Here is a 24,368-nt window from a genome sequence, read left to right as displayed (position 1 = left end):
CTACCCCATGCGCCGCCGAACCCAGGCGCTTCCCGCATCCACCGCCACCGACAGCGCCAGCATCGCGATGATGACGGTGCAGGCCTGGGCATGGTGGAACAGCGACAGCTCCACATACAGCAGCTGGCCCAGCCCGCCGGCACCGACAAAGCCCAGGATGGCGGCCATGCGGATGTTCATCTCCCAGCGGTACAGCGTGTAGGCCGCTAGCTGCGGCGCTGCAGCCGGCAGGGTGCCGTAGAGAAAGGCCATGGCGCGGCCGCTGCCTGCATGGCGCAGGGCCTGTGATGCGGCGGGCGGCGTGTTTTGCAGGGCTTCGGCATACAGGCGGCCCAGCACGCCGGTGGTGTGCAGTGCCAGCGCCAGGGCGCCGGCGAAGGGCCCCAGGCCTACCGCCAGCGCGGTCAGCGTGGCCCAGACCAGCTCGGGCACCGAGCGCAGCGCATTGAGCGCCAGCGTGCAGGGCGCGCGCCACCACCGCCGCGCCGGCAGCGCCAGCAGCAGGCCCAGCGCGGCGGCCAGCAAGGTGCCGACGATAGAGATGGCCAGCGTCTCCCAGGTGCCGCGCACCACCCGGGCGAGCCAGCCGCTGCTCGTATCGGGCGGGAAGAATTCGCGCACGAATTCGCCCATGGTGTGCGCTGCCTCGGCGGTGAAGAGCGCGCCGGCCTGGATGTCCAGCAGGTGCAGGCTGGCCAGCAGGCCCAGCGCAATGGCCGCAGCCACGGCGGCGCTGCGCCAGCCCAGCGGCGCGCGGGTGGCGGCGGGCGCCGCGTCGAGCGCGCGGCGCAGCAGGCCCGACAGCGCATCGGCGCCCAGCACCAGCAGCATGAAGGTGATGAGGATGCTGCAGGCTTCGCCGCCATTGAGCATTTTCATGGCCTGGTCCATCAGCTGGCCCAGGCCGCCCGCGCCGACAAAGCCCATCACCACCGAGGCGCGGATGGCGCATTCCCAGCGGTACAGCGTGTACGACACCAGCTCCCTGGCGGCCTGCGGCAGCAGCCCGTACAGCATGGCCAGCGGCCGGCGCGCGCCGGCCAGCGCCAGCGCACGGGCGGGCGCGGCAGGCGTGGATTCGAGGATCTCGGCATACACCTTGGCCAGCATGCCGCCATAGGTGAGCCCCAGCGCCAGCACGCCGGCGGCCGGCCCCAGGCCGAAGACCCGCACGAAGACCAGCGCCCAGACCAGCTCGGGAATGCCGCGCAGCAGCGTGAGCAGGCCGCGCGCCAACGGGCGGTAGGCAGGCTTTTCGGGCCATGCGCGCACGGCGGCGGTGGCCGCATAGGCCAGCGGCACGGCCAGCACGAAGGCCAGCGCCAGGCCCGCCGTGGCGATGGCCAGTGTCTGCAGCGTGGCGCGGCCCAGGTAGCCGAGGAATTCGGCGCCGGTCTCGGGCGGCCAGAAGCCGGCCAGAAAGCCACCCGCCACGCGCAGGTTGTCGGGCGAGAGCAGGGCGGCGGGATTCCAGCCCGCGGCATGCAGCAGCGGCCACAGCACCAGCAGGCCCAGCGCGACGGCCGTGAACCGGCCTGGCGCGGCAGGATCGCGGTGCGTGGCGCTCAGCAGCATGCGCGGGTGAGTGGCTGCAAGGCTGGCGCGCAGGCGGGCTGAGCGGGCTGCGCGCCGTCGCCGGCATAGAGCGCCGCCAGCAGCGGCTCGGTGACCTGGCTGGCGGGCAGGTCGAACGCGATGCGCCCAGCGCGGATGCCGACGATGCGCGGAAAGTGCGCCAGCGCCAGCTCGACCGCATGCAGGCTGGCCACCAGCGTGGCGCCGCGCGCGCTGGCTGCGCGCGCCAGCAGCTGCACCGTGGCCTGGGCCAGCAGCGGATCGAGCGCGGACACCGGCTCGTCGGCCAGGATCAGCTCGGCCTCCTGGTAGAGCACGCGGGCGATGCCCACGCGCTGCAGCTGCCCGCCCGAGAGCTGGTCGCAGCGCACGAAAAGCTTGTCCTGCAGCTGCACGCGCGCCAGCGCATCGCGCGCGCCCGCCACATCCTGCGGGTACAGCAGCGAGGCCAGCGCCTTCCATGCCGGCCACTGGCCCAGCCGGCCGGCCAGTACCGCGGTGACCACGCGCTGGCGCGGCGCCATGGGGGCGGCCTGGTAGACGGTACCGATGCGCGCGCGCAGCCGGCGCAGTGCCTGTGGCGGCGCGTTGGCGGGCACCGGCGCGCCCAGCACCGACAGCCGCCCGCTGGTGGCCGCCTGCGCGGTGCCGATCAGCGACAGCAGCGAGGTCTTGCCCGCGCCCGACGGGCCGATCAGCGCGATGTGCTCGCCCTGGCGCGCGGCCAGCGTGATGCCGGCCAGCACGGGCGTGGTGGCTGCGCCGTAGGCCAGCCCCGCGTCCTGCAGCGCAAAGCTCACTTCAGCAGTCCGGCGGTCTTGGCGGCGGCCTCGATGCCGTCGTAGTTCGCAGACTGGGTGGGTATGAAGCGCGAGGCGCGCTGCAGCTCCAGGATGGCCTTGTGCTCGGGCTTGGATGCGTCGAGCGCGAGGAAGGCGTCGGTCAGCTTCTTGACCAGCGCCGGGCTCAGGTCGCCGCGCACCGTCCAGTTGTAGTCGAAGTAGGGCGGCGTGGTGTCGAACACGCGCACCTTGGCGGTATCCACTTTTTTCGACTCGACCAGCTTGTCCCAGACCGAGGCATTGAGCACCCCGGCCTCGGCGCGGCCCGCGGCCACGAAGGCCACGGTGGCATCGTGCGCGCCCGAGTAGGCCACGGTCTTGAAGTCCTTTTCAGGGTTGAGGCCGGCCTTTTGCAGGAAGAAGCGCGGCATCAGGCTGCCCGAGGTGGACGAGGGCGCGCCGAATGCAAAGCTCTTGCCCTTGAGGTCGGCCAGCGTCTTGATGGCCGGATCGGCGGTGATGAACCTGGAGGTGAACTGCGCGTCTTCGGCGCGCTGCACGATAGGGATGGCCGTGCCCTTGGTGCGGATGCGCGCCTGCACGAAGGTGAAGCCGCCCAGCCACGCCATGTCGAGCTTGCGCGTGGCCAGCGATTCGACCACCGCCGCATAGTCGGACACCGGGGTGAACACCACCTTCATGCCGATGGCCTGCGACAGGTACTGCCCCAGCGGCTCGAACTTGCGCTGCAGCTCGGTGGGCGCCTCGTCGGGGATCGCCGATACGCGCAGCACCTGCGGATCGGCGGCAAGCGCCGGCAAGGCGGCCATGGTGGACAGGGAGGATGCGGCCAGCGCGCAGGCAGCCGCATGCCGCAGCGCCCGGCGGCGCGCAGGAAGGTGGGTCATCGAAAGCTCCGTTCCAATCAGCCACCGCCGTCCGGATCACGGCGGTTTAATCAAACGGATACCCCGGGGCCGGGGCATCCTGGTTCAAGGGCGGTACATCGACCGCTGGGGCTGATTGTCGTGCAAGGCGCGTACCCGTACGCGGCAGTCGGAGACGTTAAAAGGATAGCTGCCAGCGCTTGGCAGGCAAGGGCTGGCAGCTGTTGGGGCTTGAGACGCGGGCGGGCTCAGACCTGGTCGGCCGACAGCCCGGCCGTCTGGCTGAAGCCGCCGTCCACATAGGTGATCTCGGCGGTGACGCCCGAGGCCAGGTCGGACAGCAGGAAGGCGGCCACGTTGCCCACATCCTCGATGGTCACGTTGCGGCGCAGCGGCGCGGCATCGGCCACGCGGCCGAGCAGCTTGCCGAAATCCTTGATGCCGCTGGCGGCCAGCGTCTTGATGGGGCCGGCGCTGATGCCGTTGACGCGGATGCAGCGGCCGTCGGCGGTGCGGCCCACGGCCTCGGCCAGGTAGCGCACCGAGGCTTCGAGCGAGGCCTTGGCCAGGCCCATGGTGTTGTAGTTGGGGATGGAGCGCAGCGCGCCCAGGTACGACAGCGTGAGCAGCGCCGACTTGTCGTTCAGGTAAGGCATGGCGGCCTTGGCCAGCGCAGGGAAGCTGTAGGCGCTGATGTCGTGGGCGATCTTGAAGCCCTCGCGCGACAGGCCTTCGAGGAAGTTGCCCGCGATGGCCTCGCGCGGCGCGAAGCCGATGGAGTGCACGAAACCGTCGAACTTGCCCCAGGCGGCGCCGAGATCGGCAAACAGCTTGTCGATCTGGGCATCGTCGCCCACGTCGCAGTCGAAGACGAGCTTGGAGTCGAATTCGGCGGCGAACTCGGTGATGCGGTCCTTGAAGCGCTCGCCCACATAGCTGAAGGCCAGCTCGGCGCCTTGCTCATGGCAGGCCTTGGCGATGCCGTAGGCGATGGAGCGGTTGGACAACACGCCGGTGATCAGAAGTTTTTTGCCAGTCAGGAAACCCATTGTTCTTCTCCTAGGGGGATACGGAAAGCTATACGGCGGAGGTATACAAAACGCCCCGGGGCAGGGCGTTGGATAGGGCAGAATTGTCGCATGCGCCGTCTGCCCCGAGAATTACCACGCGTCCTGGCTGTCGCCCTGGCCGTTGTTTCGCTGCTGCTGGCAATGCCCGCCTGGGCATTGCATGCCATGGGCATGGGCTACGAGCCCAAATACCCGGCCACATTCCAGCATTTCGACTATGTCAATCCCGATGCGCCCAAGGGTGGGCATCTGACCTTGTCGGCTTCTGGCAGCTTCGACAAGCTCAACCCCTTCACGCTGCGCGGGCAGGTTGCTGCAGGCATGGGATACAGCCTTAATGGCTTTCTGTTCGCGGAATATGGGCTGTTGTTTGATTCGCTCACGGCGCCAAGCGAGGATGAGCCCTTCAGCCGCTATGGCCTGCTGGCGGAAGATGTCGCCTTGGCGCCCGACCATCTCTCCGTTACCTTTCGCCTGCGGCGCGAGGCGCGTTTTTCCAATGGCGAGCCGGTTTTGGCGGCCGACGTGAAGTATTCATTCGATACGCTGATGGGGGCGGATGCCTCGCCTGTATTCCGCTCCTACTGGGCTGATGTGAAGCGCGCCGTGGTGGTGGATAAATACACCATCCGCTTCGAGTTTCAGCGGCGCAATTCCGAGCTGCACATGATCGTGGGCCAATTGCCGGTTTTTTCGCATCAATGGGGCGGCGGCAAGCCGCTGTCCGAGCTGCAGAACGAGGCCCCGATAGCCAGCGGCCCCTACATCATCGAGCATGTGAATTTGGGCAAGAGCATCACCTACAAGCGCCGGGCCGACTATTGGGCCGCCAATCTGCCGGTGCGCCGCGGCATGTTCAATTTCGACAGCGTGACCTACCTGTATTTCCGCGACCGGCTGGGCGAGGAGGAGGCGCTGAAAGTGGGGGAGCTGGACGCTTTGGAGGAAACCGGCATCAGCGCCTGGGTGCGCAAGTACCGGGGGCGGCGCTTCGATTCGGGCGAGATCGTCAAGGCCGAGATCGCGCATCACCGGGCCACTGGAATGCAAGGGCTGGCGCTGAACCTGCGCCGCCCGCAGTTTGCCGATGTGCGTGTGCGCCGCGCGCTGGATCTGGCGTTCGACTTCGATTGGCTCAATCAGCGCTTGTTCTACCAGCGCCGCGCGCGCACGGGCAGCTATTTCAACAACAATGACGACCTGATGGCCCGCCCCGAGGTCAGCCCGGACGAACAAGCCCTGATAGACAGCCTGCGCCACCGCGACGCCTACCTGGCCGGCACTCAAGGGCCTTTGCCCTCCAACCAGGGCACGGATGCCACGGCGGACGGGCTGCGCCGTAATCTGAAAGAGGCGCAGCGCCTGCTGGCCGAGGCGGGCTGGACATTCCGTGACGGCGCGCTGCGCAATGCGCAAGGCGAGCCGTTCGTGATCCGCATGGACATTGCCGACCGATCTTCTGAGGTGGTGCTCGCACCCTACGCGCGTAATCTTCGGCGCCTCGGTATCGAGTTTCGGTATCGGTTGGCCGATCCCAGTATTATCAAAAGGCGACTGGATGAGTTCGATTTCGATATGGCTGTCGGCATCCTGGGTGGTTCGCCCAGCCCTGGCAACGAGTTGTTCGATGACTTTGGCTCTAAATCCGCCGATGAGAAAGGCAGCCAGAATTTGCCGGGTATCAAGGATGCGGTGGTCGATGAGCTGATCGAGCGCATTGTCTCCAGCCCTGATCGCCGGGCCATCGCGGCAGGTGCGCGGGCGCTGGATCGCTATCTGCTGCACCAGTACTACGTGGTTCCCATGTACTACGGCAAGCAGTTCTTCATAGCGCACAAGAAGGATTTGCGTCACCCTCCCGAATTACCACCCCATATGCTCGCAGGCTCCTGGCTGCTGACCATGTGGTGGATGGAGCCTCGCTGACCATGCTGTCCTATCTGCTCAAACGCCTGCTCTTGATGATCCCTACCGTGCTGGGGGTGCTGGTGCTCAATTTCGCGGTGATCCAGTTCGTGCCCGGCGGGCCGGTGGAGCAGATCATGTCGCAGCTCACGAGCCGCGAGGCACGGATTGGTGGCCAGGGCCCACGCCGCGCGCTCGAGCCTCGGCAGGTGGAGGAAATCAAGAAACTCTACGGCTTCGACAAGCCCGCGCACGAGCGCTTTTTCCAGATGCTGGGCCAGTTCGCGCGCTTCGATCTGGGCAAGAGCTTCTTCCAGAACAAGAGCGTGTGGGAGCTGGTCAAGGAGAAGCTGCCGGTCTCGGTCAGCCTGGGGCTGTGGACCTTCTTCATCAGCTACCTGGTGGCCGTGCCGCTGGGCATTGCCAAGGCGGTGCGCGCGGGCTCGCGCTTCGATCTGGTGACGACCATCATCATCCTGGTGGGCTATGCCATACCTGGTTTCGTGCTGGGCGTGGCGCTGCTGGTGATCTTCGGCGGGCAGCTGCAATGGTTCCCGCTGCGCGGGCTCACCTCGGCCCACTGGGACGAGCTCTCCTGGGGCGCGCGCATCGTCGACTACCTCTGGCATATCGCGCTGCCGGTCACCGCCATGGTGGCGGGCAGCTTCGCGGTGACCGCCATGCTCACCAAGAATGCCTTCCTGGAAGAAATCCGCAAGCAGTACGTGCAGACGGCGCGGGCCAAGGGGCTGTCGGAGCGCCAGGTGCTGTACCGCCATGTGCTGCGCAATGCGCTGCTGCCCATCGTCACCGGTTTTCCGGCGGCCTTCATCGGCGCCTTCTTCACCGGCGCGCTGCTGATCGAGACGCTGTTCTCGCTCGATGGGCTGGGCCTGCTGAGCTATGAGAGCGTGATGCGGCGCGACTACCCGGTGGTGCTGGGCACGCTGTACCTGTTCACGCTGATCGGCCTGGTGACCAAGCTGGTCAGCGACCTGTGCTATGTGTGGGTGGACCCACGGGTCAGGTTCGACTGAGTTGCGCCGCGCGGCGCCGCTGGTACAGGCGCGCCAGCAGCACAGCCACCAGCACCAGGTTGAGCGCCAGCACCAGCGCGCCCTGCCAATGGCGATGGGCAAGAAAATGCCGCACCTCCAGCGGTATGTACAGGCCCGACGACAGGGCGCCGAGCCATTCGCCCCAGGCCTTGTCGTGCCACAGGCCCCAGGCCTCGAGCCAGCGCAGGGCGATATAGGCGCTGCCCAGCAGCACCAGGGTGTGGATGGGCGTGGCGTTGATCCTGTCCACCCAGGCGACCAGCGCCGCGGGGTAGTGGGCGTCTGGCGACAGTCCGAAGTGGCCGATCAGCTCCAGCGCCAGGCGGTGCAGGTCGTGGTGCAGCAGGCCCAGCAAACCCAGCAGGCCGAGCAGCGCGGCAACACCTTTGAGCGCTTCGAAAATGGCGACGCTTTGCAGCGCGCTGCGCAGCGTGTTGCGCGCTGCGCGGGCAGCAGGAGCGAGTGGGGGGCTTGATGCAGGCATGTACACAGCTTCGCCGAATGTCCGGCGCCTTTCTGTCGGCCGAGGGCGCCTTGAAAATAGCAGAAGTTCGAACCCACCGATATGCTTGGGCGGTGATATTGATCAATGGACATGATGAATGGATAATATGTCCATCTTTGATATCCAGAAGGAGGCCGCCATGACCTGGAATATCGCCAGTGCCAAGCAGCAGTTCTCCGAGGTGGTGCGCCTGAGCGCCCAGGAACCGCAGGCCATATACAACCGCGACAAGCCCGTGGCGGTGATGATCTCGGCCGAGGAGTTCGAGGAATTCAAGCGGTGGCAGGCACAGCAGGCCCAGCCTTCGCTGCTGGCGCTGTTCGCCGAACTGCGTGCCGCATTGATCGTGGATGGGGCGCAGGATGGCATCGAGCTGCCACCTCGCACGGACCGCTACCACCCGATGCTGGATGACCCCCACTACTGGGACGAACCTGCTCGGATGAAGCCCTGATCGTGTACCTTGTCGACACCAACGTCATCAGCGAACTGATGCGCCCCGCGCCGCACCCGGGGGTGCTGCAGTGGGCAAGTGGCCTGCAACAGGCCGCGGGCTTTTCAGTCTCGGTTATTTCCTTCCATGAAATCGTCTTCGGTCTCACCCATCAGCCTCGGCCACGTGGACTGGAGCGCTTCAACGCCATGGCGGCACATTGCGCTGTTCTGCAGGTTACGCAGACCATTGCGAGGCGGGCTGGTGAAATGCGGGGTGTGCTGGCCGCGCGCGGCCAGGCCCGCCACATGGCCGATATGCTCATCGCCGCCACGGCCCAGGTGCATGCGCTCACGCTGGTGACGCGCAATGTGCGAGACTTCGATGGCTGCGGCATCGCGGTACTCAATCCGTTTCTGGATTGAAAAGCAGATGCAGCCACCAAAACCATGAACCGTGCAACAACCCCGAGCCTACCCCCCTCCCAGTCGCCCGCCGCGCGTGCCTGGCGGCGGTTTCGCAGCAACCGGCTGGGCTACTGGAGCCTGGTGCTCTTCGTGCTGCTGGTGTTCATCAGCCTGTTCGCCAATGTGCTGTCCAACGACAGGCCGCTGGTGGTGCACTACCAGGGCCAGACTTACTGGCCGCTGCTGCATGACTATCCCGAGACCACCTTCGGCGGCGATTTCCACTCGCCCACCGACTACCTCGACCCCTTCATCCAGCAGCGTCTGGCCGCGCCGGGCAACTGGGCGGTGTTTCCGCCCAACCGCTATGGCGCCGACACCATCAACTACTTCGCCAAGGCGCCCAATCCGTCGCCGCCGTCGGCGGACAACTGGCTGGGCACCGACGATCGCGGGCGCGACCTGCTGGCGCAGCTGCTCTACGGCTTTCGGGTGAGCGTGCTGTTCGGGCTGGCGCTGACCGCGACCGGCGTGCTGATCGGCATCCTGACCGGTGCGATCCAGGGGTTTTTCGGCGGGCGCACCGACCTGTTCTTCCAGCGCTTCATCGAGATCTGGACCTCGATGCCCGAGCTGTACCTGCTCATCATCTTCAGCGCCGTGCTGGCGCCTAGCGTGGCGCTGCTGCTGGTGCTGCTGTCGCTGTTCGGCTGGATGGGGCTGTCGGACTATGTGCGGGCCGAGTTCCTGCGCAACCGCCAGCTCGACTATGTGAAGGCCGCCCGCGCGCTGGGCGCGCCCAACGGGCAGATCATGTGGCGCCACATCCTGCCCAACAGCCTCACGCCGGTGGTCACTTTCCTGCCGTTTCGCATGAGCGCGGCCATACTCACGCTCACCTCGCTGGACTTCCTGGGCCTGGGCGTGCCGCCGGGCACGCCCAGCCTGGGCGAGCTGCTGTCGCAGGGCAAGAACAATATCGATGCCTGGTGGATCTCGCTGTCCACCTTCGGCGTGCTGGTGATCACGCTGCTGCTGCTCACCTTCATGGGCGATGCGTTGCGCGAAGCGCTCGACCCGCGCAAGCAGCTGCAGGCCATGGCCGCGACCCCGCCGGAGTCGGCCAACCAACCGCTGGAGGTGCGCCATGTCTAGGCCGGCGGCACCCGAGGCAGCGCCGCATGCAGGCGAGGCGCCGCTGCTGCGCGTGCGCGACCTGCATGTGCGCTTTGGCGGCAAGACGGTGGTGCAGGGCGTGAGCCTGGATATCTTCGCCGGCGAAAAACTGGCGCTGGTGGGCGAATCCGGTTCAGGCAAGACCGTGACCGCGCTGTCGCTGCTGCGCCTGGTGGGCGACGCCCAGCTGAGCGGCCTGGCCTTGATGCAGGGGCGCAACCTGCTGCAGATCCCCGAGCGCGAGATGCAGGCCGTGCGCGGCGACGACATTGCCGTGATCTTCCAGGAGCCGATGACGGCGCTGAACCCGCTGATGACCATAGGCGCGCAGATCGCCGAGGTGCTGCAGCTCAAGCAGGGCCTGAGTGCGAAGCAGGCCTGGGCCCAGGCCCAGGAGCTGCTGGCCGCCACCGGCATTCCCCAGCCCGTCGAGCGCGTGCGCAGCTATCCGCACCAGCTCTCGGGCGGCCAGCGCCAGCGCGCGATGATCTCCATGGCCCTGGCCAGCCGCCCCCGGCTGCTGATCGCCGACGAGCCCACCACCGCGCTGGACGTGAGCCTGCGCGGCCAGATGCTCGATCTGCTGGCCGAGCTGCAGCGCCAGAGCGGCATGGCCGTGCTGCTCATCACCCACGACCTGCCGCTGGTGCGCCGCTTCGCCGACCGGGTGGCGGTGATGGAAAAAGGCGCCCTGGTGGAGCAGGGCCCGGTGGCGCAGGTGTTTGCCGCACCGCAGCATCCCTACACGCAAAAGCTGCTGGCCAGCGCGCCGCGGCGCGAGCTCGGCCAGCCCCGCGCGGGCGATGCCTGCGTGCTGCGCACCGAAGGCCTGCGCGTGGGCTATGCCACCCGGCTGGCGGGCTTCAAGGGCTGGTTTGGCAAGGGTGAGTTCGTGGCGGTGCAAGGCGCCGACCTGCGGCTGGCGCCGGGCGAGACGCTGGGGGTGATAGGCGAATCGGGCTCGGGCAAGTCCACTCTGGCGCAGGCCATCCTCGGCCTGCTGCCCAGCCAGGGCCGGCTGGAGGTGGCCGGCCGGCAGTGGCAGCAGCCGGCCCAGCACAACTCGCCGGCCAACCAGGCGCTGCGCCGCCAGGTGCAGGTGGTGTTCCAGGACCCGTTCTCGTCGCTGTCGCCGCGCATGACGGTGCAGGAGATCGTCGGCGAGGGCTTGCGGCTGGCCCAGCCCGGCCTGCCGCCGGCCGAGCTGCAGGCGCGGGTGCTGGCCATGCTGCGCGAGGTGGGGCTGGCCGAGGCGCAGTTTCCAGGCCTGCTGGAGCGCTATCCGCACGAATTCTCCGGCGGCCAGCGCCAGCGCATCGCGATCGCCCGGGCACTGATCGTGGACCCCGAGATCCTGGTGCTCGACGAGCCCACCAGCGCCCTCGACGTCACCATCCAGCAGCAGGTGCTGGCCCTGCTGCAGCGCCTGCAGAAAGAGCGCGGCCTGAGCTATCTGCTCATCACCCACGACGTGGCGGTGATCCGCGCCATGGCGCACCAGGTGGTGGTGATGAAGGACGGCGCCATCATCGAGGCCGGCGAGGCGCTTGCTGTGCTGGAGCGGCCGCGCGAGCCCTACACGCGGCAGCTGATGGCGGCCAGCGCCCTTGGGGCGGCGGCATGACGGCCGGCGCGGGCGATGCCTTGCTGCGGGTGGCCGGGCTGCGCAAGTCCTTTGGCGGCGTGCAGGCAGTGGATGGCGTGGACTTTGCGCTGGCCCGCGGCGAGGTGCTGGCGCTGATCGGCCCCAATGGCGCCGGCAAGTCCACCACCTTCAACATGCTCAACGGCCAGCTGCGCGCCGACGGCGGCTCGGCGCTGCTGGACAGCGGCGGGCGGGCGCTCGAACTGGTGGGCCGCAAGCCCCGCGAGATCTGGCGCCTGGGCGTGGGCCGCACCTTCCAGATCGCCGAGACCTTCGCCAGCCTCACGGTGGTGGAGAACGTGCAGATGGCCTTGCTGTCGCATGCCGGGCGGCTGAGTCGGCTGTGGCAGCGGGCGGCGCAGTTCGAGCGCGGCCAGGCGCTTGCGCTGCTGGCCCTGGTCGGCATGGCCGAGCAGGCCGAGCGCCCTTGCAGCGAGCTGGCCTATGGCGATGTGAAGCGCGTGGAGCTGGCGATGGCCATCGCGCACCAGCCGGTGCTGCTGCTGATGGACGAGCCCACCGCCGGCATGGCGCCGGCCGAGCGCCTGCAGCTGATGGCGCTGACCCGGCGGCTGGCGCAGCAGCAGCGCATGGCAGTGCTGTTCACCGAGCACAGCATGGACGTGGTGTTCGCCTATGCCGACCGCATCCTGGTGCTGGCGCGCGGGCGGCTGATCGCCGAAGGCACGCCGCAGCAGGTGCGCGCCAACGCCGAGGTGCAGCGTGTCTACCTGGGCTCGGGCCGCTTGCTGGATGCCGCCGCGGAGGCCGCGTGATGGAGGCCCTGCTCGATGTGCGGCAGCTGTGCGCCGGCTATGGCGCGGCGCAGGTGCTGTTCGGCCTGGAGCTGCAGGTGCGGCGCGGCGAAGTGGTGGCGCTGATGGGGCGCAACGGCGCCGGCAAGTCCACCACGCTCAAGGCCATCATGGGGCTGATCGCGCGCCGCAGCGGCGTGCTGCGTTTTGCCGGGCACGACATCACCCGGCTGGCGCCGCATGCGGTGGCCCGGCTGGGCCTGGGCTATGTGCCCGAGGACCGGCGCATCTTCACCGAGCTGACGGTGCTGGAGAATCTTGAGGTCGGCCGCCAGCCGCCGCGCCGCTGGCCCGACGGCGGGCTGGCCAGCGACTGGACCCCCGAGCGGCTGCTGGCGCTGTTTCCCAATCTCGCCGCCATGCCCCAGCGCCCCGGCGGGCAGATGAGCGGCGGCGAGCAGCAGATGCTGACCGTGGCGCGCACGCTGATGGGCAACCCGTACCTGGTGCTGCTCGACGAGCCTTCGGAGGGCGTGGCGCCGGTCGTGGTCGAGCAGATGGCGCAGATGATCCTGCAGCTCAAGTCGCAGGGCGTGAGCATTCTGCTGTGCGAGCAGAACCTGCATTTCGCGCGCTGGGTGAGCGACCGCGCCTATGTGCTGGAGCGCGGGCAGATCCGCTTCGCCGGCAGCATGGACGAGCTGGCCGAGCGCGAGAAGGCCGGCGAGCGCCTGCTGGGGGTGTGAGGCCCAGGCCTTTCAAAGTGTTGTGCCGTTGCGAGTGCCCATGACGTTGGGAAAAGTTGAGCGTTGAGGGTTTGGCGTTGAGCGTGAAGGCCGCAAAACGCACAACGCACAACGCTCAACCTCTGGGCCACGTACAGGGCGCCTATTCCACGTTCAAGACCTTGAAACGGATGGGTGTGAGGCCGCCCGAGCGCAGGTGTCTGGCGAGCCAAGGCATGCATCGGCCGAGTGCCGGTTCACCGCGGTCTGGTGCTGCCCCATCGATGCCCGGATGCATGCATTCAATGCGCTGTGTATTTTGCTTGTTGTGTATGATTACACAAATGAACAGCGCGGCGCTCATCAAGCACATCAAGGCAGATGGCTGGGTGCTGGTTCACACCGTTGGATCGCACCACCAGTTCAAGCATCCGACCAAGCCGGGCAAGGTCACCGTGCCTCATCCCAGGAAGGATCTGCCGCTGCCCATCGTCCGCAGCATTCTCAAGCAAGCCGGGCTCCGCTAAGGCGGGGCCGTTCAGCAAAGGAGGCCCGAGTGCTCTATCCCATCTACGTGTACAAGCAAGAAGGTTCTGCTTACGGGGCGTCCTTCCCGGATTTTCCCGGCTGCTTCACTGCGGCGGACAGCCTGCAAGAATTGCCCAAGTCGGCGCAGGAAGCCGTCGAAGCCCATTTTGGCGGCGACGAGGACCCCATCCCCGCGCCTTCCTCGCCCGAAGCCTGGGTTGGCGATCCAGACTACCAGGGCGGCTTCTGGCTGCTGGTCGAGGTGGACCTGGCCAAGGTGCGCGATCGCGCGGTGCGGCTGAACATCAGCCTGCCTGAAAGCCTGGTGCCTCGGATTGATGCGTACGCCAAGGCGCATGGCATGTCCCGCTCTGCATTCCTGGCCATTGCAGCCGAGCATGAAATGGCTTCAGCCTGAGCGCGAGTGCGCAAAATGAAAAGGGAACGTGCCGGGCACGTTCCCTGTCGAGGCCATCCGGCCTTGATTTCCCCGCCGGCTGGCGCAGCCTCGTTTTCGGCCTGTGCCCACCCTCACCACAGCCCGGTGGGGTTCACGCCATCTTGCATCACCCAGTGCACGCGGTCGGCATCGACGCCCAGCTCCACCGCCCGCTGCAGCAGCATGTCGGCCAGCTCGCCGGCCAGCACCGGCGTGCGCGACAGCAGGCGGAACGAGTCGGGCGAATCGCCCATGAGCATCGCCCAGCGGTAGTCCGGGTCCAGCGCGACCACGTGGTAGTCCTCGCTGAAGGGGCCGAAGAACGAGGCCTTCATCGCGCCGGTGGGGGGCGACTCGACAAAGCGCGCGCTGCCGCGCGACTCGGCCCAGCGGTTGGTGCCAGGATGGAAACCCCGGTTGATGATCTCCAGCGTGCCGTTGTCCGCCAGGCTGTATTCCACGCGCGAGCGGATCAGCGGCCGGCCCCAGCCCTGCTCGATGCGGGCGATCTCATACCAGTCGCCCACGAAGCGATGCACATCGAAATCCACCACCGGCGTGGCCGGCAGCGCCGGCTCGCGCCGCTGGCTGCCGCGGTTGGCGACCAGCAGATAGGTGGCCAGCGCAGACAGGCCTACCAGCACGGCAGGAATCCACAGCCGGTTGCCCCGTGATTGGCTTCGTGGTTGGATTTCGTATTCGTCTTCCGCCTTCATGTACAGCCTTTCGCCCTTGCCGGGCAGTCATTGTTTGTTCTTTCAAAAAGCGTAGCGCATGCCGGAAAATTTACAAGTACCAGAGCCACCGTCGTGTAGGCAAAAGCTGCATCCAGATGTGCCCTTTGGCGCCAAAACCACGACAGCATCGCAACCATCTTGTGCTAAATCCGGCTGGTGCCAGCGGGTTTGAGCACGGTTTTCCCAAAGCGTTCGCGCAACTATGGCCTAATAGCAGCTTTTGCATTTTTCACGAGGTGCCAAGATGGGCAACAAGATCGTTACCGAAGCCGACCGCAAGTTCACCCCCCAGCCGACGCTGCCCAATGGCACGTCGCTGCCCACCGCCGGCCGCGGCCAGAAGGTCAGCCGTGCTCGCGGCACCGCCACCCGCAGCAAGAAGAACCCTGGCAAGCGCACGCACAAGGGCGGCTGATCGAGCCGTCGGCACAGCTGCCGCACGAATATTCCATGCCGGCGCCCGCGCCGCGCATGCCAAGCCCCGCAAGGGGCTTTTGTTTTTTCCGGGTTGCGAGAACGGCGTGCCCGCACGTTCACCCCTACCTGCACCAAAAGCGCCGGCCATGCAAGGCCACGGGCGCAGCCGTTGCTTGCCACTGACGGGCAGGCCGAAAAATCGGCCTCTTCACTGCGGCTGCTGAATTTGTAATGTGAATAATGATTATGATTATCAGTTGCATTGATCCCTGCTGAACGTCCGTGCCCACGGTGGCGCGGCAAGGGCGGCGGGGCCTTCGGCTTTTTCAGCAGCGCTTTCCAGCAGGATTCCAGATGACAAGGGCAAACCAGCCATTCCGTTCCACCGACGCACGCGGCCAGCTCAAGCAGCTGAGCATGTGCATTGCCATGGCTCTGCCGGCGCTCGCGGCGGCGCAGGAGGTGGAGAACACGCTTGCGACGGTAACGGTCGAGGCGGCGGCGCAGGCCGCGACGACGGAAGGCACCGGCTCTTACACGACGGGAGCGACCAGGACGGCCACGCCGCTGAGCATGAGCCTGCGCGAGACGCCGCAGTCGGTGAGCGTCGTGACCCAGCAGCGGATCGAGGACCAGAGCTTCAAGACCATCACCGACGTGGTGAACAACACGCCCGGCGTCTCGGTCAACCAGTACGAAACCAGCCGCGGCCAGTTCACCGCGCGTGGCTTCAACATCAACACCTTGCTGATCGATGGCGTTCCCACCACCTGGGAGCAGCCCTGGAGCTCGGGCGAGATCTTCACCAGCCTGGCCACCTATGACCGGGTGGAGGTGGTGCGCGGCGCCACGGGCCTGACCACCGGCGCGGGCGACCCGTCGGCGGCGATCAACCTGGTGCGCAAGCGCGCCAGCAGCAAGGAGTTCACCGGCCGTGTCGAGCTCGAGGCCGGCAGCTGGAGTCAGCGCCGCGGCATGGTCGACCTGTCCACGCCGCTCAACGAGGCCAAGACGGTACGCGCCCGCCTCGTCGGCGAGTTCGCCGACCGAGACAGCTATATCAATGGGCTGGGCACCAACAACGGCACGCTGTTCGCCACCTTCGAGGCCGATCTCAGCCCCAGCACGCTGCTCGTCGCCGGCCTGGGCAGCCAGCGCTTCAAGACCACGGGGCCGATGTGGGGCGGCCTGCCGGTGTGGTACAGCGATGGCACGCGCACCGACTGGAGCACTTCCAAGACGACCGCCGCCGACTGGACGCGCTGGGACACCGACTACAACAGCTATTTCGCCTCGCTGGAGCACCGGCTCGCCAACGACTGGAAGCTCAAGCTGAGCTACAACCACAGCGACCGCAAGGCGGATTCGCACCTGCTGTACCTCTCGGGCGCGCCAAGCATCACCACCGGGCTGGGCATGTCGGCATTTGCCGCCTCCTACAAGGTGCGCACCAAGCAGGACGACATCGGCGCGCAGGCCAGCGGCACCGTGAAGCTGCTTGGCCGCGAGCACGAGCTGGCGTTCGGCCTGTCGAGCTCCCGCCAGCGATTCCATGCCGAGGACCGGGCCGCCACGCCGTCGTTCGGCATGGCCCCTGACTTCAACAACTGGACGGGCAGCGCCTACCCCGAGCCGTCGTGGGGGCCGCTGGCCTACTACGGCCAGAGCGAAACCCGCCAGGATGCCATCTACGGCGCGGCGCGCCTGAACCTGGCCGATCCGCTCAAGCTGATCCTCGGCGTGCGCTTCACCAATTACAAGAAGAGCGCCGACGAGCGCTACACCAACCCCTATAGCCTCAAGCAGCACGGCGAGGTCACGCCCTATGCCGGCCTGGTCTACGACATCAGCAAGGAGCTGTCGGCGTACGCCAGCTACACCGATATCTTCCAGCCGCAGAATGCGCGCGACATCACCGGCAGCTACATCGACCCGATCAAGGGCAAGAGCTTCGAGACCGGTGTCAAGGGCGAATTCCTGGACGGCCGCGTCAACGCCTCGGCGGCGGTGTTCCATATCAAGCAGAAGAACCTGGCCATTGCCACCACCGACACCATCCCCGGCCTGGGCGGCCTGCCCGAAACCGTCTACCGCGCCTCCAACGGCGCGACCAGCAATGGCTTCGAGCTGGAGTTGAACGGCGAGCTGGCGCGCGGCTGGAATGTCAGCGCCGGCTACACCCAGTTCCGCCTGAAGGACGAGACCGGCGCGGATGTGAACAGCATCTACCCGCGCAAGCTGGTGCGCCTGTTCACCACCTACCGCCTGCCCGGCGCCTGGAATCCGCTGACGGTGGGCGGCGGAGTCAGCTGGCAGGGCAGCACCTACACCAATGCGGCCGATCCGCTGGGCGTGACCCGGCGCGTCGAGCAGGGCGCCTATGCGCTGGTGAACCTGATGGCGCGCTACGACTTCACGCCGCAGCTGTCGGCGCAGCTGAACATCAATAACGTCACCAACCGCAAGTACTACGGCATGTTCGATGCCTACAGCCAGATCACCTACCTGGCGCCGCGCAATGCCACGCTGACGATGAAGTACCGGTTCTGAGCCGGTCCCCGGCTCAGGCTGCCAGCGCCTGCTGCACCAGCGGCCGCAGCCGGGGCAGCAGCTGCGCCTCGAACCAGGGGTTGCGCCTGAGCCAGAGGTTGTTGCGCGGGCTGGGGTGGGGCAGGGCCACGGTGGCGGGCCAGCGCGCCTGCCAGTCCGCCACCGCCTCGGCCAGCGATTGCCCGGCGCTGCCGGGCAGGTGCCAGGCCTGCGCATAGCGGCCGATGACCAGCGTGAGCCGCAGCTGGCGCAGCTCGGCCAGCAGCCGTGCGCGCCACAGCGGCGCACATTCGGGGCGCGGCGGCAGGTCGCCCGAGCGGCCGGTGCCCGGATAGCAAAAGCCCATGGGCACGATCGCCACCCGCGCCGGGTCGTAGAACACCTGCGCCGGCATGCCCAGCCAGGCGCGCAGCCGCTCGCCGCTGGCGTCGTTGAAGGGAATGCCGCTGTCGTGCACCTTTTTGCCCGGCGCCTGGGCCGCGATCAGTATGCGCGCCGAGGCGCTGGCCTGCACCACCGGGCGCGGCCCGAGCGGAAGATCGGCGCAGGCGGTGCAGGCGCGGATGTCGGCCAGCAGCGGCTCAATGGATTGCGGGGTGGAGCTGGCCAAGGTTCAGCCAGGCTGCTGCGGCCTGGGCGGCGCGGGCTGGCCCTCCAGCCGGTCCAGGCCGGCATCGAGGCAGGCCCAGGCCGGGGCGCTGGCGGCCCAGATGTTGGTGCTGGGCTGCACCGAGGATGGATCGTCCAGCGTTCCCACGCGCACCACGGTGAGCCCGGGGCGGCCGGTCGAATCGGCAAACAGGTGGCTGCCGCAGTGCGGGCAGAAGCGCCGCCGCACCTGGTTGCCGCTGTCTGATGTGGATGCGTACACGGCCAGTTCGCCCTCGATCTCGATGGCGGACGAGGGCACGATGGTATTGACGGTGCCGTTGGACGCCAGGTGCTGGCAGTCGCGGCACCAGCAGATCCGCGTGGCGACGGGATCCGCCGTGAGGCGGTAGCGTGCCTGGCGGCAGAGGCAGGCTCCGGTTCTCTCGGTCATTCAGTTGCTCCTGGGTATGGTGGCATCCATTTAACCGCAATCCGGTGGTTGACTGGCTGCTGTCTTTCCGATGTCTGCATGAGCGTTCGCTACGCAAGGCCCTGCCGTACGAACAGCAGCAGCCGGTTGTTGGCCGGCATGGCGTGGTCGTGCTCCAGGGCCAGGCCATGCTGCCGGGCCAGCGCCTCGATGTCTTCGAAGTGGCGTATGCCGCTGCGCGCATCGCGCTCGCGCAGCCACAGGTCGAAGGCGCGGTTGCTCTCGCTGGTGTAGCCGCCGCCATAGTTGAACGGGCCGTAGAGCGCAAGGCGGCCGCCCGCGGGCAGGTGCCAGCCCGCCAGCACGAACATGCGCTGCACCAGTGGCCAGGCCACGATGTGGGCGGTGTTGCTGGAGAAGACCGCGTCGTAGGTGCCTTCGCCCTCGGCCTGCTCTTGCGGCCAGACGCTGGCCTGCAGGTCGAAGCACAGCGGCGGCCGCAGATTGGGTGCCGGGTGGGCCGCATGCCAGGCGGCGATGCCGGCATGGTTCTCCGGCAGGTCGCTGGTCTGCCAGACGAGATGCGGCAGGCGCGGCGCGAAGTACACGCTGTGCTGGCCGGTGCCCGAGCCGATCTCCAGCACATGGCGGCGGTCGGCGAAGGCGGCCTGCAGCACGGCCAGGATGGGCGCACGGTTGTTTTCGCAGGCCTGAGAGAAAGGCAGGGCCGGGGAGGTGGTTGGGCTCATCGCTTGGGTTGGTGGCCGCGTCAATTGCCTGGGGCGTACTGGTCGAAGACCTGCTGGCCCGTGAGCTTGCGGGTGTCGTTCTTGAGTTCATAGAACGCCGGCTTTTCATCGATGAAGATTTCCGTGGCGAGCTGGAACGGCTCGCCCTGGAAGATTCCCAGCGACAACACATACTCGTTGGCCGGCAGCAGATGGTAGAACAGGTGCGTGCCGCACTGGCCGCAAAAGCCGCGCTCGGCCCAGTCGGACGAGCGGTAGACGGCGGGTGCATTGCCCTTGAACTGCACGTCAGGGCCGCAGTGGACCGAAAACATCGGGCCGCCCGTCCATCGGCGGCAGGTGCTGCAGTGGCACAGGCTGGCTTGGTGCTGATCGGGCGCGGTGACTTCGATGGCGCCGCACAGGCAGATGCCTTTCATGCTGGTTTCCTCCAGGGTAGTGGCTGCATCCTACGCGCTCTGTCGGCTTTTGGGGGCTTGCGGCCAGCAGCACATGCTGAGCTGGGTGCGGAAAAAAGCAAACCGCCCGAAGGCGGCTGCTGCTTTTCAAGCCCCGGGGCTTCAGGCCGAGGCGACCTCGATCACCTTGAATTCGCCGCTGGCAATGCGCTTTTGCCATTCGGCCGGGCCGGTGATGTGGGCGCTGGTGCCGCCGGCGTCCACGGCCACGGTCACGGGCATGTCCACCACGTCGAATTCATAGATGGCTTCCATGCCCAGGTCTTCGAAGCCCACCACCTTGGCCGACTTGATGGCCTTGGAGACCAGGTAGGCGGCGCCGCCCACGGCCATCAGGTAGGCGCTCTTGTGGTTCTTGATGCTCTCGATGGCCACCGGGCCGCGCTCGGCCTTGCCGATCATGGCGATCAGGCCGGTCTGCTCCAGCATCATGTCGGTGAACTTGTCCATGCGGGTGGCGGTCGTGGGGCCTGCGGGGCCGACGGCCTCGTCCTTGACCGGGTCCACCGGGCCGACGTAGTAGATCACGCGGTTGGTGAAGTCCACCGGCAGCTGCTCGCCCTTGGCCAGCATGTCCTGGATGCGCTTGTGGGCGGCGTCGCGGCCGGTGAGCATCTTGCCATTGAGCAGCAGGGTGTCGCCGGGCTTCCAGCTGGCGACCTCTTCTTTGGTCAAGGTGTTGAGATCGACCTTCTTGGACTTGTTGTAGTCCGGCTCCCAGTCGATCTTGGGCCACAGGTCAAGCGAGGGGGCGTCCAGGTACACCGGGCCCGAGCCATCCATCACAAAGTGCGCATGGCGCGTGGCGGCGCAGTTGGGGATCATGGCCACGGGCTTGGAGGCCGCGTGCGTGGGGTACATCTTGATCTTGATGTCGAGCACGGTGGCCAGGCCGCCCAGGCCTTGCGCGCCGATGCCCAGGGCGTTGACCTTCTCGTACAGCTCCAGGCGCAACTCTTCCACCTGGTCGAGCTTTTCACCGCGCGCGGCCTTGGCCTGCAGCTCGTACATGTCCAGGTCTTCCATCAGGCTTTCCTTGGCCAGCAGCACGGCCTTCTCGGCCGTGCCGCCGATGCCGATGCCCAGCATGCCCGGCGGGCACCAGCCCGCGCCCATGGTCGGGACGGTCTTGAGCACCCAGTCCATCAGGTTGTCGCTGGGGTTCATCATGATCATCTTGGACTTGTTCTCGGAGCCGCCGCCCTTGGCGGCCACGGTCACGTCGAGCTTGTCGCCGGGCACGATCTGCACGCTGATGACGGCAGGCGTGTTGTCCTTGGTGTTCTTGCGCGCGAACTGCGGGTCGGCCACCACCGATGCGCGCAGCGTATTGTCGGGGTGGTTGTAGCCGCGGCGCACGCCTTCGTTGATCGCGTCTTCCAGGCCGCCCGTAAAGCCTTCCCACTTCACGTCCATGCCCACCTTGAGGAAGACGTTGACGATGCCGGTGTCCTGGCAGATCGGGCGGTGGCCGGTGGCGGCCATCTTGGAGTTGGTCAGGATCTGGGCCATCGCATCCTTGGCCGCCGGGCTTTGCTCGCGCTCGTAGGCGCGCGCCAGGTGCTGGATGTAGTCGGCGGGGTGGTAGTAGCTGATGTACTGCAGGGCGCCTGCGATCGAGTCGATCAGGTCCTGCTGGCGGATCGTGGTGGTCATCGTGGGTGTTGTGATAGTTGGGTTGCTAGCCCGCGGATTATCGGCGCAAGCGCCTTGGGGCGGGGGCAATAGCCGATAAGTCTTCTAGGGCCTGTTCACACAAAGCACGGGGATCGCGTTGAGTCCTCAACCCTTCGGGCAAGTGCGGCAGGGCCGCCACTGCGTCGTTGCGCTCCTTGTGCGGGTGGGCACACGCACGGCGTCGCGTGCCTAGCATTGACAGCCCTGTCGGGCTTGCGCGACCCCGTATTTGTGTGAACAGGCCCTAGAGGACTCGGGTCCTCGCGCGCGCCGAGCGCTCGCAAGGCGAACGTGGCTTTTTCCGGCAGGGTAGGATTTCGGGTTTTCATCCTGCGGCCTTGGGTAGCCAGAGCTCTTCCAGCCAACTGCGCCGCGTTGCAACCTTGAGGAGTTTCTTCCCTATGACCGCCACACGCCAGGAAAAAGACACGTTCGGCTTCATCGACGTACCCGCCGACCAGCTCTGGGGCGCGCAGACGCAGCGCTCGCTGCAAAACTTCGACATCAGCGGCGAGCAGCAGCCGCGCGAGATCATCCATGCGCTGGCGCAGGTGAAGAAGGCTTCGGCCACGGTCAACCATGCGCTGGGCCTGCTGGTCGAGACCAAGGCCCAGGCCATCGTTGCCGCCGCCGACGAGGTGATCGCCGGCAAGCATCCGAATGAGTTTCCGCTGGTGGTGTGGCAGACCGGCTCGGGCACGCAGACCAATATGAACGTCAACGAGGTGCTGGCCAACCGCGCCAGCGAAATCCTCGGCGGCGAGCGCGGCGAGGCGCGGCTGGTGCATCCGAACGACGACGTCAACAAGAGCCAGTCCAGCAACGATGTCTATCCCACCGCCATGCATGTGGCGGCGGTCAGCGCCATCGAGCAAAAGCTGCTGCCCGCGATCGCCAGGCTGCGCCAGACGCTGGAGGCCAAGAGCCAGGCCTTCGCCGATATCGTCAAGATCGGCCGCACCCATCTGCAGGACGCCACGCCGCTGACGCTGGGCCAGGAGATCTCGGGCTGGGTGGCGCAGCTCGCGCACGGCGAAGCGCATGTGCGCGCCGCGCTGGCGCATCTGTACGAGCTGGCGCTGGGCGGCACCGCCGTGGGCACGGGGCTGAATGCGCCCAAGGGCTATGCCGAGGGCGTGGCCAAGGAGCTCGCCGCGATCACCGGCTATCCCTTCGTCACCTCGCCGAACAAGTTTGAATCGCTGGCCTCCTGCGATGCGCTGGTGTTCGCGCACGGTGCGCTCAAGACCCTGGCGGCCAGCATGATGAAGATCGCCAACGACGTGCGCTGGCTGGCCAGCGGCCCGCGCAGCGGCCTGGGCGAGATCGCTATCCCCGAGAACGAGCCGGGCTCGTCCATCATGCCGGGCAAGGTCAACCCCACCCAGTCCGAGGCGGTGACCATGCTGTGCGCACAGGTGTTCGGCAATGACGTGGCGATCAATATCGGCGGCGCCTCGGGCAACTTCGAGCTCAATGTATTCCGCCCGCTGGTGGCGCACAACTTCCTGCAGAGCGTGCGCCTGCTGGCCGATGGCATGGTCAGCTTCAACGACCATTGCGCCGTGGGCATCGAGCCCAACCGCGAGCGCATCGCCGAGCTGGTCGGCCGCTCGCTGATGCTGGTGACCGCGCTGAACACCCACATCGGCTACGACAAGGCGGCCTTCATCGCCAAGAAGGCGCACAAGGAAGGCTCCAGCCTGCGCGAGGCAGCGATTGCCAGCGGCCATGTGACGGCCGAGCAGTTCGACCAGTGGGTGGTGCCAGAGCAGATGGTGGGTAATCTGTAAGTCGCGGCGACGATAATGGGCGCGCCCGCCATGGCTTTGCGGCCTGGCGGGCGCGTTCTTATAACGACAGGAAGCAAACACGATGACCGCAACAAATTGCCAGCCGGGGATTCTGGCAGGGCTGCCCACTGTCAGCCGCTATCTGTTTTGGGATGTACGGGGGGATGCCGCCGCGGTGCGCGCCGCGCTGCAGCGCCTGCGCGACTGGTGCAGCGGCGCGCAGGCCGTGGTCGCGGTGGGCGAGCCGCTCACCCGGCTGCTGGGCGCATCGGTGCCGGGGCTGCGCAGCTTTCCCGCGCTTAAGGGCCCGCAGGGCGAGCTACCGCTGACGCCGCACGCGCTGTGCCTGTGGCTGCGCGGCGGCGAGCAGGGCGATCTGCTCAAGCTGTCGCGGCAGGTGGCCGCCGTGCTGGCGCCGGCGTTTGCCAGCGCGCAGGTGGTGGACTGCTTTCGCCACGGCTGGAACGGCAAGGATGCGGTGCGCGACCTGACCGGCTTCGAGGACGGCACCGAGAACCCCCACGACGAAGCCGCGGTGCAGGCCGCGGTGGCCCGGGGGCTGGGCGAGGGCCTGGACGGCGGCAGCTACTTCGCGGTGCAGCAGTGGGTGCACGACATGGCCGCGTTCGAGCGCATGAGCACCCAGCAAAAGGACGACATGATCGGCCGGCGCCTGTCCGACAACGAAGAGCTGGAAGACGCGCCCGCCTCGGCCCACGCCAAGCGCACCGACCAGGATAGCTTCTCGTTCGACGCCCATATCCTGCGCCGCAACATGCCGTGGTGGCAGGTGCAGCCCGACGGCAGCGATGCGGTCGGCACCATGTTCGCCGGCTATGGCCATACGCTGCAAGCCTTCGAGGCCCAGATGCGGCGCATGGCGGGCGAGGAAGACGGCATCTTCGACGGCCTGTTCCAGATCTCGCGCCCGGTGACCAATGCCTACTACTGGTGCCCGCCGCTGCAAGGCGGCCGGCTCGATCTGCGCGCGCTGGGTTTTCAGTAAAAAAGAGAGCTGCTAGCGCTTGATTGCTAAGGTTTTCAGTATGAAACATATTTGAAAACGTTGTATATCA

The 24,368-nt window shown here is 67.0% G+C and carries 25 protein-coding genes; 14 read left to right on the top strand and 11 right to left on the bottom strand.

Annotated elements, in window-relative coordinates:
* From ACODRX_RS08515 to fabI, 4 genes are all read right to left on the bottom strand, one after another.
* Positions 1 to 1,575 carry a PhnE/PtxC family ABC transporter permease gene (locus ACODRX_RS08515; RefSeq protein WP_488870918.1) on the bottom strand — a complete coding sequence of 525 codons (1,575 nt, stop codon included), beginning with the start codon at positions 1,573 to 1,575 and terminating at the stop codon, positions 1 to 3.
* Positions 1,566 to 2,375, bottom strand: a complete 810-nt coding sequence (locus ACODRX_RS08510) for a phosphonate ABC transporter ATP-binding protein (RefSeq protein ID WP_488870916.1) — start codon at positions 2,373 to 2,375, stop codon at positions 1,566 to 1,568. Before ACODRX_RS08510 ends, ACODRX_RS08515 begins: the two co-directional genes overlap by 10 nt.
* The gene (locus ACODRX_RS08505; RefSeq protein WP_488870915.1) at positions 2,372 to 3,265 is read right to left on the bottom strand and encodes a putative selenate ABC transporter substrate-binding protein; all 894 of its coding nucleotides are present in this window, start codon (positions 3,263 to 3,265) and stop codon (positions 2,372 to 2,374) included. The genes ACODRX_RS08510 and ACODRX_RS08505 overlap by 4 nt, the downstream gene beginning before the upstream one ends.
* A gap of 227 nt (positions 3,266 to 3,492) precedes the next feature.
* Positions 3,493 to 4,293 carry an enoyl-ACP reductase FabI gene (fabI, locus tag ACODRX_RS08500; RefSeq protein ID WP_488870914.1) on the bottom strand — a complete coding sequence of 267 codons (801 nt, stop codon included), beginning with the start codon at positions 4,291 to 4,293 and terminating at the stop codon, positions 3,493 to 3,495.
* A gap of 90 nt (positions 4,294 to 4,383) precedes the next feature.
* Here fabI and ACODRX_RS08495 point away from each other — a divergent pair, with 90 nt between their 5' ends.
* Positions 4,384 to 6,240 carry an extracellular solute-binding protein gene (locus tag ACODRX_RS08495; protein WP_488870913.1) on the top strand — a complete coding sequence of 619 codons (1,857 nt, stop codon included), beginning with the start codon at positions 4,384 to 4,386 and terminating at the stop codon, positions 6,238 to 6,240.
* 2 nt (positions 6,241 to 6,242) lie between these two features.
* The gene (locus ACODRX_RS08490; protein ID WP_488870912.1) at positions 6,243 to 7,256 is read left to right on the top strand and encodes a microcin C ABC transporter permease YejB; all 1,014 of its coding nucleotides are present in this window, start codon (positions 6,243 to 6,245) and stop codon (positions 7,254 to 7,256) included.
* Here ACODRX_RS08490 and ACODRX_RS08485 read toward each other — a convergent pair.
* Positions 7,243 to 7,761 (bottom strand): DUF2127 domain-containing protein, encoded by a 519-nt coding sequence (locus ACODRX_RS08485; protein ID WP_488870911.1) that lies wholly within the window; start codon positions 7,759 to 7,761, stop codon positions 7,243 to 7,245. The two genes, ACODRX_RS08490 and ACODRX_RS08485, sit on opposite strands and share 14 nt — an antisense overlap.
* Positions 7,762 to 7,888: 127 nt before the next feature.
* On the opposite strand from ACODRX_RS08485, the gene ACODRX_RS08480 reads away from it, so the two are divergent.
* The 8 genes from ACODRX_RS08480 to ACODRX_RS08445 all read left to right on the top strand — a co-directional run bounded on the left by ACODRX_RS08480 (position 7,889) and on the right by ACODRX_RS08445 (position 13,869).
* Positions 7,889 to 8,236 (top strand): type II toxin-antitoxin system Phd/YefM family antitoxin, encoded by a 348-nt coding sequence (locus ACODRX_RS08480; RefSeq protein WP_488870910.1) that lies wholly within the window; start codon positions 7,889 to 7,891, stop codon positions 8,234 to 8,236.
* 2 nt (positions 8,237 to 8,238) lie between these two features.
* Positions 8,239 to 8,640, top strand: a complete 402-nt coding sequence (locus ACODRX_RS08475) for a type II toxin-antitoxin system VapC family toxin (protein ID WP_488870909.1) — start codon at positions 8,239 to 8,241, stop codon at positions 8,638 to 8,640.
* A 24-nt stretch (positions 8,641 to 8,664) separates the two neighbouring features.
* Positions 8,665 to 9,777: an ABC transporter permease gene (locus ACODRX_RS08470; RefSeq protein WP_488870908.1), complete on the top strand. Its 1,113-nt coding sequence runs from the start codon at positions 8,665 to 8,667 to the stop codon at positions 9,775 to 9,777.
* Positions 9,770 to 11,422, top strand: a complete 1,653-nt coding sequence (locus tag ACODRX_RS08465) for an ABC transporter ATP-binding protein (RefSeq protein WP_488870907.1) — start codon at positions 9,770 to 9,772, stop codon at positions 11,420 to 11,422. Before ACODRX_RS08470 ends, ACODRX_RS08465 begins: the two co-directional genes overlap by 8 nt.
* A complete protein-coding gene (locus ACODRX_RS08460) occupies positions 11,419 to 12,219 on the top strand; it encodes an ABC transporter ATP-binding protein (RefSeq protein WP_488870905.1) in 801 nt (266 codons plus the stop codon). The genes ACODRX_RS08465 and ACODRX_RS08460 overlap by 4 nt, the downstream gene beginning before the upstream one ends.
* A complete protein-coding gene (locus ACODRX_RS08455) occupies positions 12,219 to 12,944 on the top strand; it encodes an ABC transporter ATP-binding protein (RefSeq protein ID WP_488870903.1) in 726 nt (241 codons plus the stop codon). The genes ACODRX_RS08460 and ACODRX_RS08455 overlap by 1 nt, the downstream gene beginning before the upstream one ends.
* 323 nt (positions 12,945 to 13,267) lie before the next feature.
* Complete coding sequence (locus tag ACODRX_RS08450; protein WP_488870902.1) at positions 13,268 to 13,450, top strand: type II toxin-antitoxin system HicA family toxin; 183 nt, start codon at positions 13,268 to 13,270, stop codon at positions 13,448 to 13,450.
* A gap of 29 nt (positions 13,451 to 13,479) precedes the next feature.
* Positions 13,480 to 13,869, top strand: a complete 390-nt coding sequence (locus tag ACODRX_RS08445; protein WP_488870900.1) for a type II toxin-antitoxin system HicB family antitoxin — start codon at positions 13,480 to 13,482, stop codon at positions 13,867 to 13,869.
* A gap of 113 nt (positions 13,870 to 13,982) precedes the next feature.
* Here the strand turns inward: ACODRX_RS08445 and ACODRX_RS08440 are convergent, their stop codons facing one another.
* Entirely contained in the window at positions 13,983 to 14,534 is a 552-nt protein-coding gene (locus ACODRX_RS08440) for a lipocalin family protein (protein WP_488870899.1), read from the bottom strand.
* Between the two features lie 337 nt (positions 14,535 to 14,871).
* On the opposite strand from ACODRX_RS08440, the gene ACODRX_RS08435 reads away from it, so the two are divergent.
* Together ACODRX_RS08435 and ACODRX_RS08430 are read left to right on the top strand one after the other, a co-directional pair.
* Positions 14,872 to 15,042, top strand: a complete 171-nt coding sequence (locus tag ACODRX_RS08435) for a hypothetical protein (RefSeq protein ID WP_488870897.1) — start codon at positions 14,872 to 14,874, stop codon at positions 15,040 to 15,042.
* Positions 15,043 to 15,398: 356 nt separating this feature from the next.
* Entirely contained in the window at positions 15,399 to 17,594 is a 2,196-nt protein-coding gene (locus tag ACODRX_RS08430) for a TonB-dependent siderophore receptor (RefSeq protein WP_488870896.1), read from the top strand.
* Positions 17,595 to 17,607: 13 nt separating this feature from the next.
* On the opposite strand, the gene ACODRX_RS08425 is transcribed toward ACODRX_RS08430, so the two are convergent.
* The 5 genes from ACODRX_RS08425 to ACODRX_RS08405 form a co-directional block, all read right to left on the bottom strand.
* A complete protein-coding gene (locus ACODRX_RS08425) occupies positions 17,608 to 18,204 on the bottom strand; it encodes a uracil-DNA glycosylase family protein (RefSeq protein ID WP_488870895.1) in 597 nt (198 codons plus the stop codon).
* Between the two features lie 3 nt (positions 18,205 to 18,207).
* Complete coding sequence (locus ACODRX_RS08420) at positions 18,208 to 18,636, bottom strand: GFA family protein (RefSeq protein ID WP_488870894.1); 429 nt, start codon at positions 18,634 to 18,636, stop codon at positions 18,208 to 18,210.
* Between the two features lie 89 nt (positions 18,637 to 18,725).
* Complete coding sequence (locus tag ACODRX_RS08415; protein WP_488870893.1) at positions 18,726 to 19,364, bottom strand: DUF938 domain-containing protein; 639 nt, start codon at positions 19,362 to 19,364, stop codon at positions 18,726 to 18,728.
* A 20-nt stretch (positions 19,365 to 19,384) separates the two neighbouring features.
* A complete protein-coding gene (locus ACODRX_RS08410; RefSeq protein WP_488870892.1) occupies positions 19,385 to 19,783 on the bottom strand; it encodes a GFA family protein in 399 nt (132 codons plus the stop codon).
* A 141-nt stretch (positions 19,784 to 19,924) separates the two neighbouring features.
* The gene (locus tag ACODRX_RS08405; RefSeq protein WP_488870890.1) at positions 19,925 to 21,478 is read right to left on the bottom strand and encodes a fumarate hydratase; all 1,554 of its coding nucleotides are present in this window, start codon (positions 21,476 to 21,478) and stop codon (positions 19,925 to 19,927) included.
* Between the two features lie 422 nt (positions 21,479 to 21,900).
* Here ACODRX_RS08405 and fumC point away from each other — a divergent pair, with 422 nt between their 5' ends.
* A complete protein-coding gene (gene fumC / locus ACODRX_RS08400) occupies positions 21,901 to 23,292 on the top strand; it encodes a class II fumarate hydratase (protein WP_488870889.1) in 1,392 nt (463 codons plus the stop codon).
* 82 nt (positions 23,293 to 23,374) lie between these two features.
* Positions 23,375 to 24,298 carry a Dyp-type peroxidase gene (locus tag ACODRX_RS08395; protein ID WP_488870888.1) on the top strand — a complete coding sequence of 308 codons (924 nt, stop codon included), beginning with the start codon at positions 23,375 to 23,377 and terminating at the stop codon, positions 24,296 to 24,298.
* Positions 24,299 to 24,368: the final 70 nt, after the last annotated feature.

Source organism: Comamonas sp. FG99, assembly GCF_057808605.1.
This window is presented reverse-complemented; position numbering and strand designations above follow the sequence as displayed.

What these genes read in the sequence shown, in the direction of transcription:
- ACODRX_RS08515 (WP_488870918.1), bottom strand. Translation starts at nt 1,575, where the DNA reads ATGCTGCTGAGCGCCACGCACCGCGATCCTGCCGCGCCAGGCCGGTTC.
- ACODRX_RS08505 (WP_488870915.1), bottom strand. Translation starts at nt 3,265, where the DNA reads ATGACCCACCTTCCTGCGCGCCGCCGGGCGCTGCGGCATGCGGCTGCC.
- fabI (WP_488870914.1), bottom strand. Translation starts at nt 4,293, where the DNA reads ATGGGTTTCCTGACTGGCAAAAAACTTCTGATCACCGGCGTGTTGTCC.
- ACODRX_RS08495 (WP_488870913.1), top strand. Translation starts at nt 4,384, where the DNA reads ATGCGCCGTCTGCCCCGAGAATTACCACGCGTCCTGGCTGTCGCCCTG.
- ACODRX_RS08490 (WP_488870912.1), top strand. Translation starts at nt 6,243, where the DNA reads ATGCTGTCCTATCTGCTCAAACGCCTGCTCTTGATGATCCCTACCGTG.
- ACODRX_RS08485 (WP_488870911.1), bottom strand. Translation starts at nt 7,761, where the DNA reads ATGCCTGCATCAAGCCCCCCACTCGCTCCTGCTGCCCGCGCAGCGCGC.
- ACODRX_RS08480 (WP_488870910.1), top strand. Translation starts at nt 7,889, where the DNA reads ATGTCCATCTTTGATATCCAGAAGGAGGCCGCCATGACCTGGAATATC.
- ACODRX_RS08470 (WP_488870908.1), top strand. Translation starts at nt 8,665, where the DNA reads ATGAACCGTGCAACAACCCCGAGCCTACCCCCCTCCCAGTCGCCCGCC.
- ACODRX_RS08465 (WP_488870907.1), top strand. Translation starts at nt 9,770, where the DNA reads ATGTCTAGGCCGGCGGCACCCGAGGCAGCGCCGCATGCAGGCGAGGCG.
- ACODRX_RS08460 (WP_488870905.1), top strand. Translation starts at nt 11,419, where the DNA reads ATGACGGCCGGCGCGGGCGATGCCTTGCTGCGGGTGGCCGGGCTGCGC.
- ACODRX_RS08455 (WP_488870903.1), top strand. Translation starts at nt 12,219, where the DNA reads ATGGAGGCCCTGCTCGATGTGCGGCAGCTGTGCGCCGGCTATGGCGCG.
- ACODRX_RS08450 (WP_488870902.1), top strand. Translation starts at nt 13,268, where the DNA reads ATGAACAGCGCGGCGCTCATCAAGCACATCAAGGCAGATGGCTGGGTG.
- ACODRX_RS08435 (WP_488870897.1), top strand. Translation starts at nt 14,872, where the DNA reads ATGGGCAACAAGATCGTTACCGAAGCCGACCGCAAGTTCACCCCCCAG.
- ACODRX_RS08430 (WP_488870896.1), top strand. Translation starts at nt 15,399, where the DNA reads ATGACAAGGGCAAACCAGCCATTCCGTTCCACCGACGCACGCGGCCAG.
- ACODRX_RS08420 (WP_488870894.1), bottom strand. Translation starts at nt 18,636, where the DNA reads ATGACCGAGAGAACCGGAGCCTGCCTCTGCCGCCAGGCACGCTACCGC.
- ACODRX_RS08415 (WP_488870893.1), bottom strand. Translation starts at nt 19,364, where the DNA reads ATGAGCCCAACCACCTCCCCGGCCCTGCCTTTCTCTCAGGCCTGCGAA.
- ACODRX_RS08410 (WP_488870892.1), bottom strand. Translation starts at nt 19,783, where the DNA reads ATGAAAGGCATCTGCCTGTGCGGCGCCATCGAAGTCACCGCGCCCGAT.
- ACODRX_RS08405 (WP_488870890.1), bottom strand. Translation starts at nt 21,478, where the DNA reads ATGACCACCACGATCCGCCAGCAGGACCTGATCGACTCGATCGCAGGC.
- fumC (WP_488870889.1), top strand. Translation starts at nt 21,901, where the DNA reads ATGACCGCCACACGCCAGGAAAAAGACACGTTCGGCTTCATCGACGTA.
- ACODRX_RS08395 (WP_488870888.1), top strand. Translation starts at nt 23,375, where the DNA reads ATGACCGCAACAAATTGCCAGCCGGGGATTCTGGCAGGGCTGCCCACT.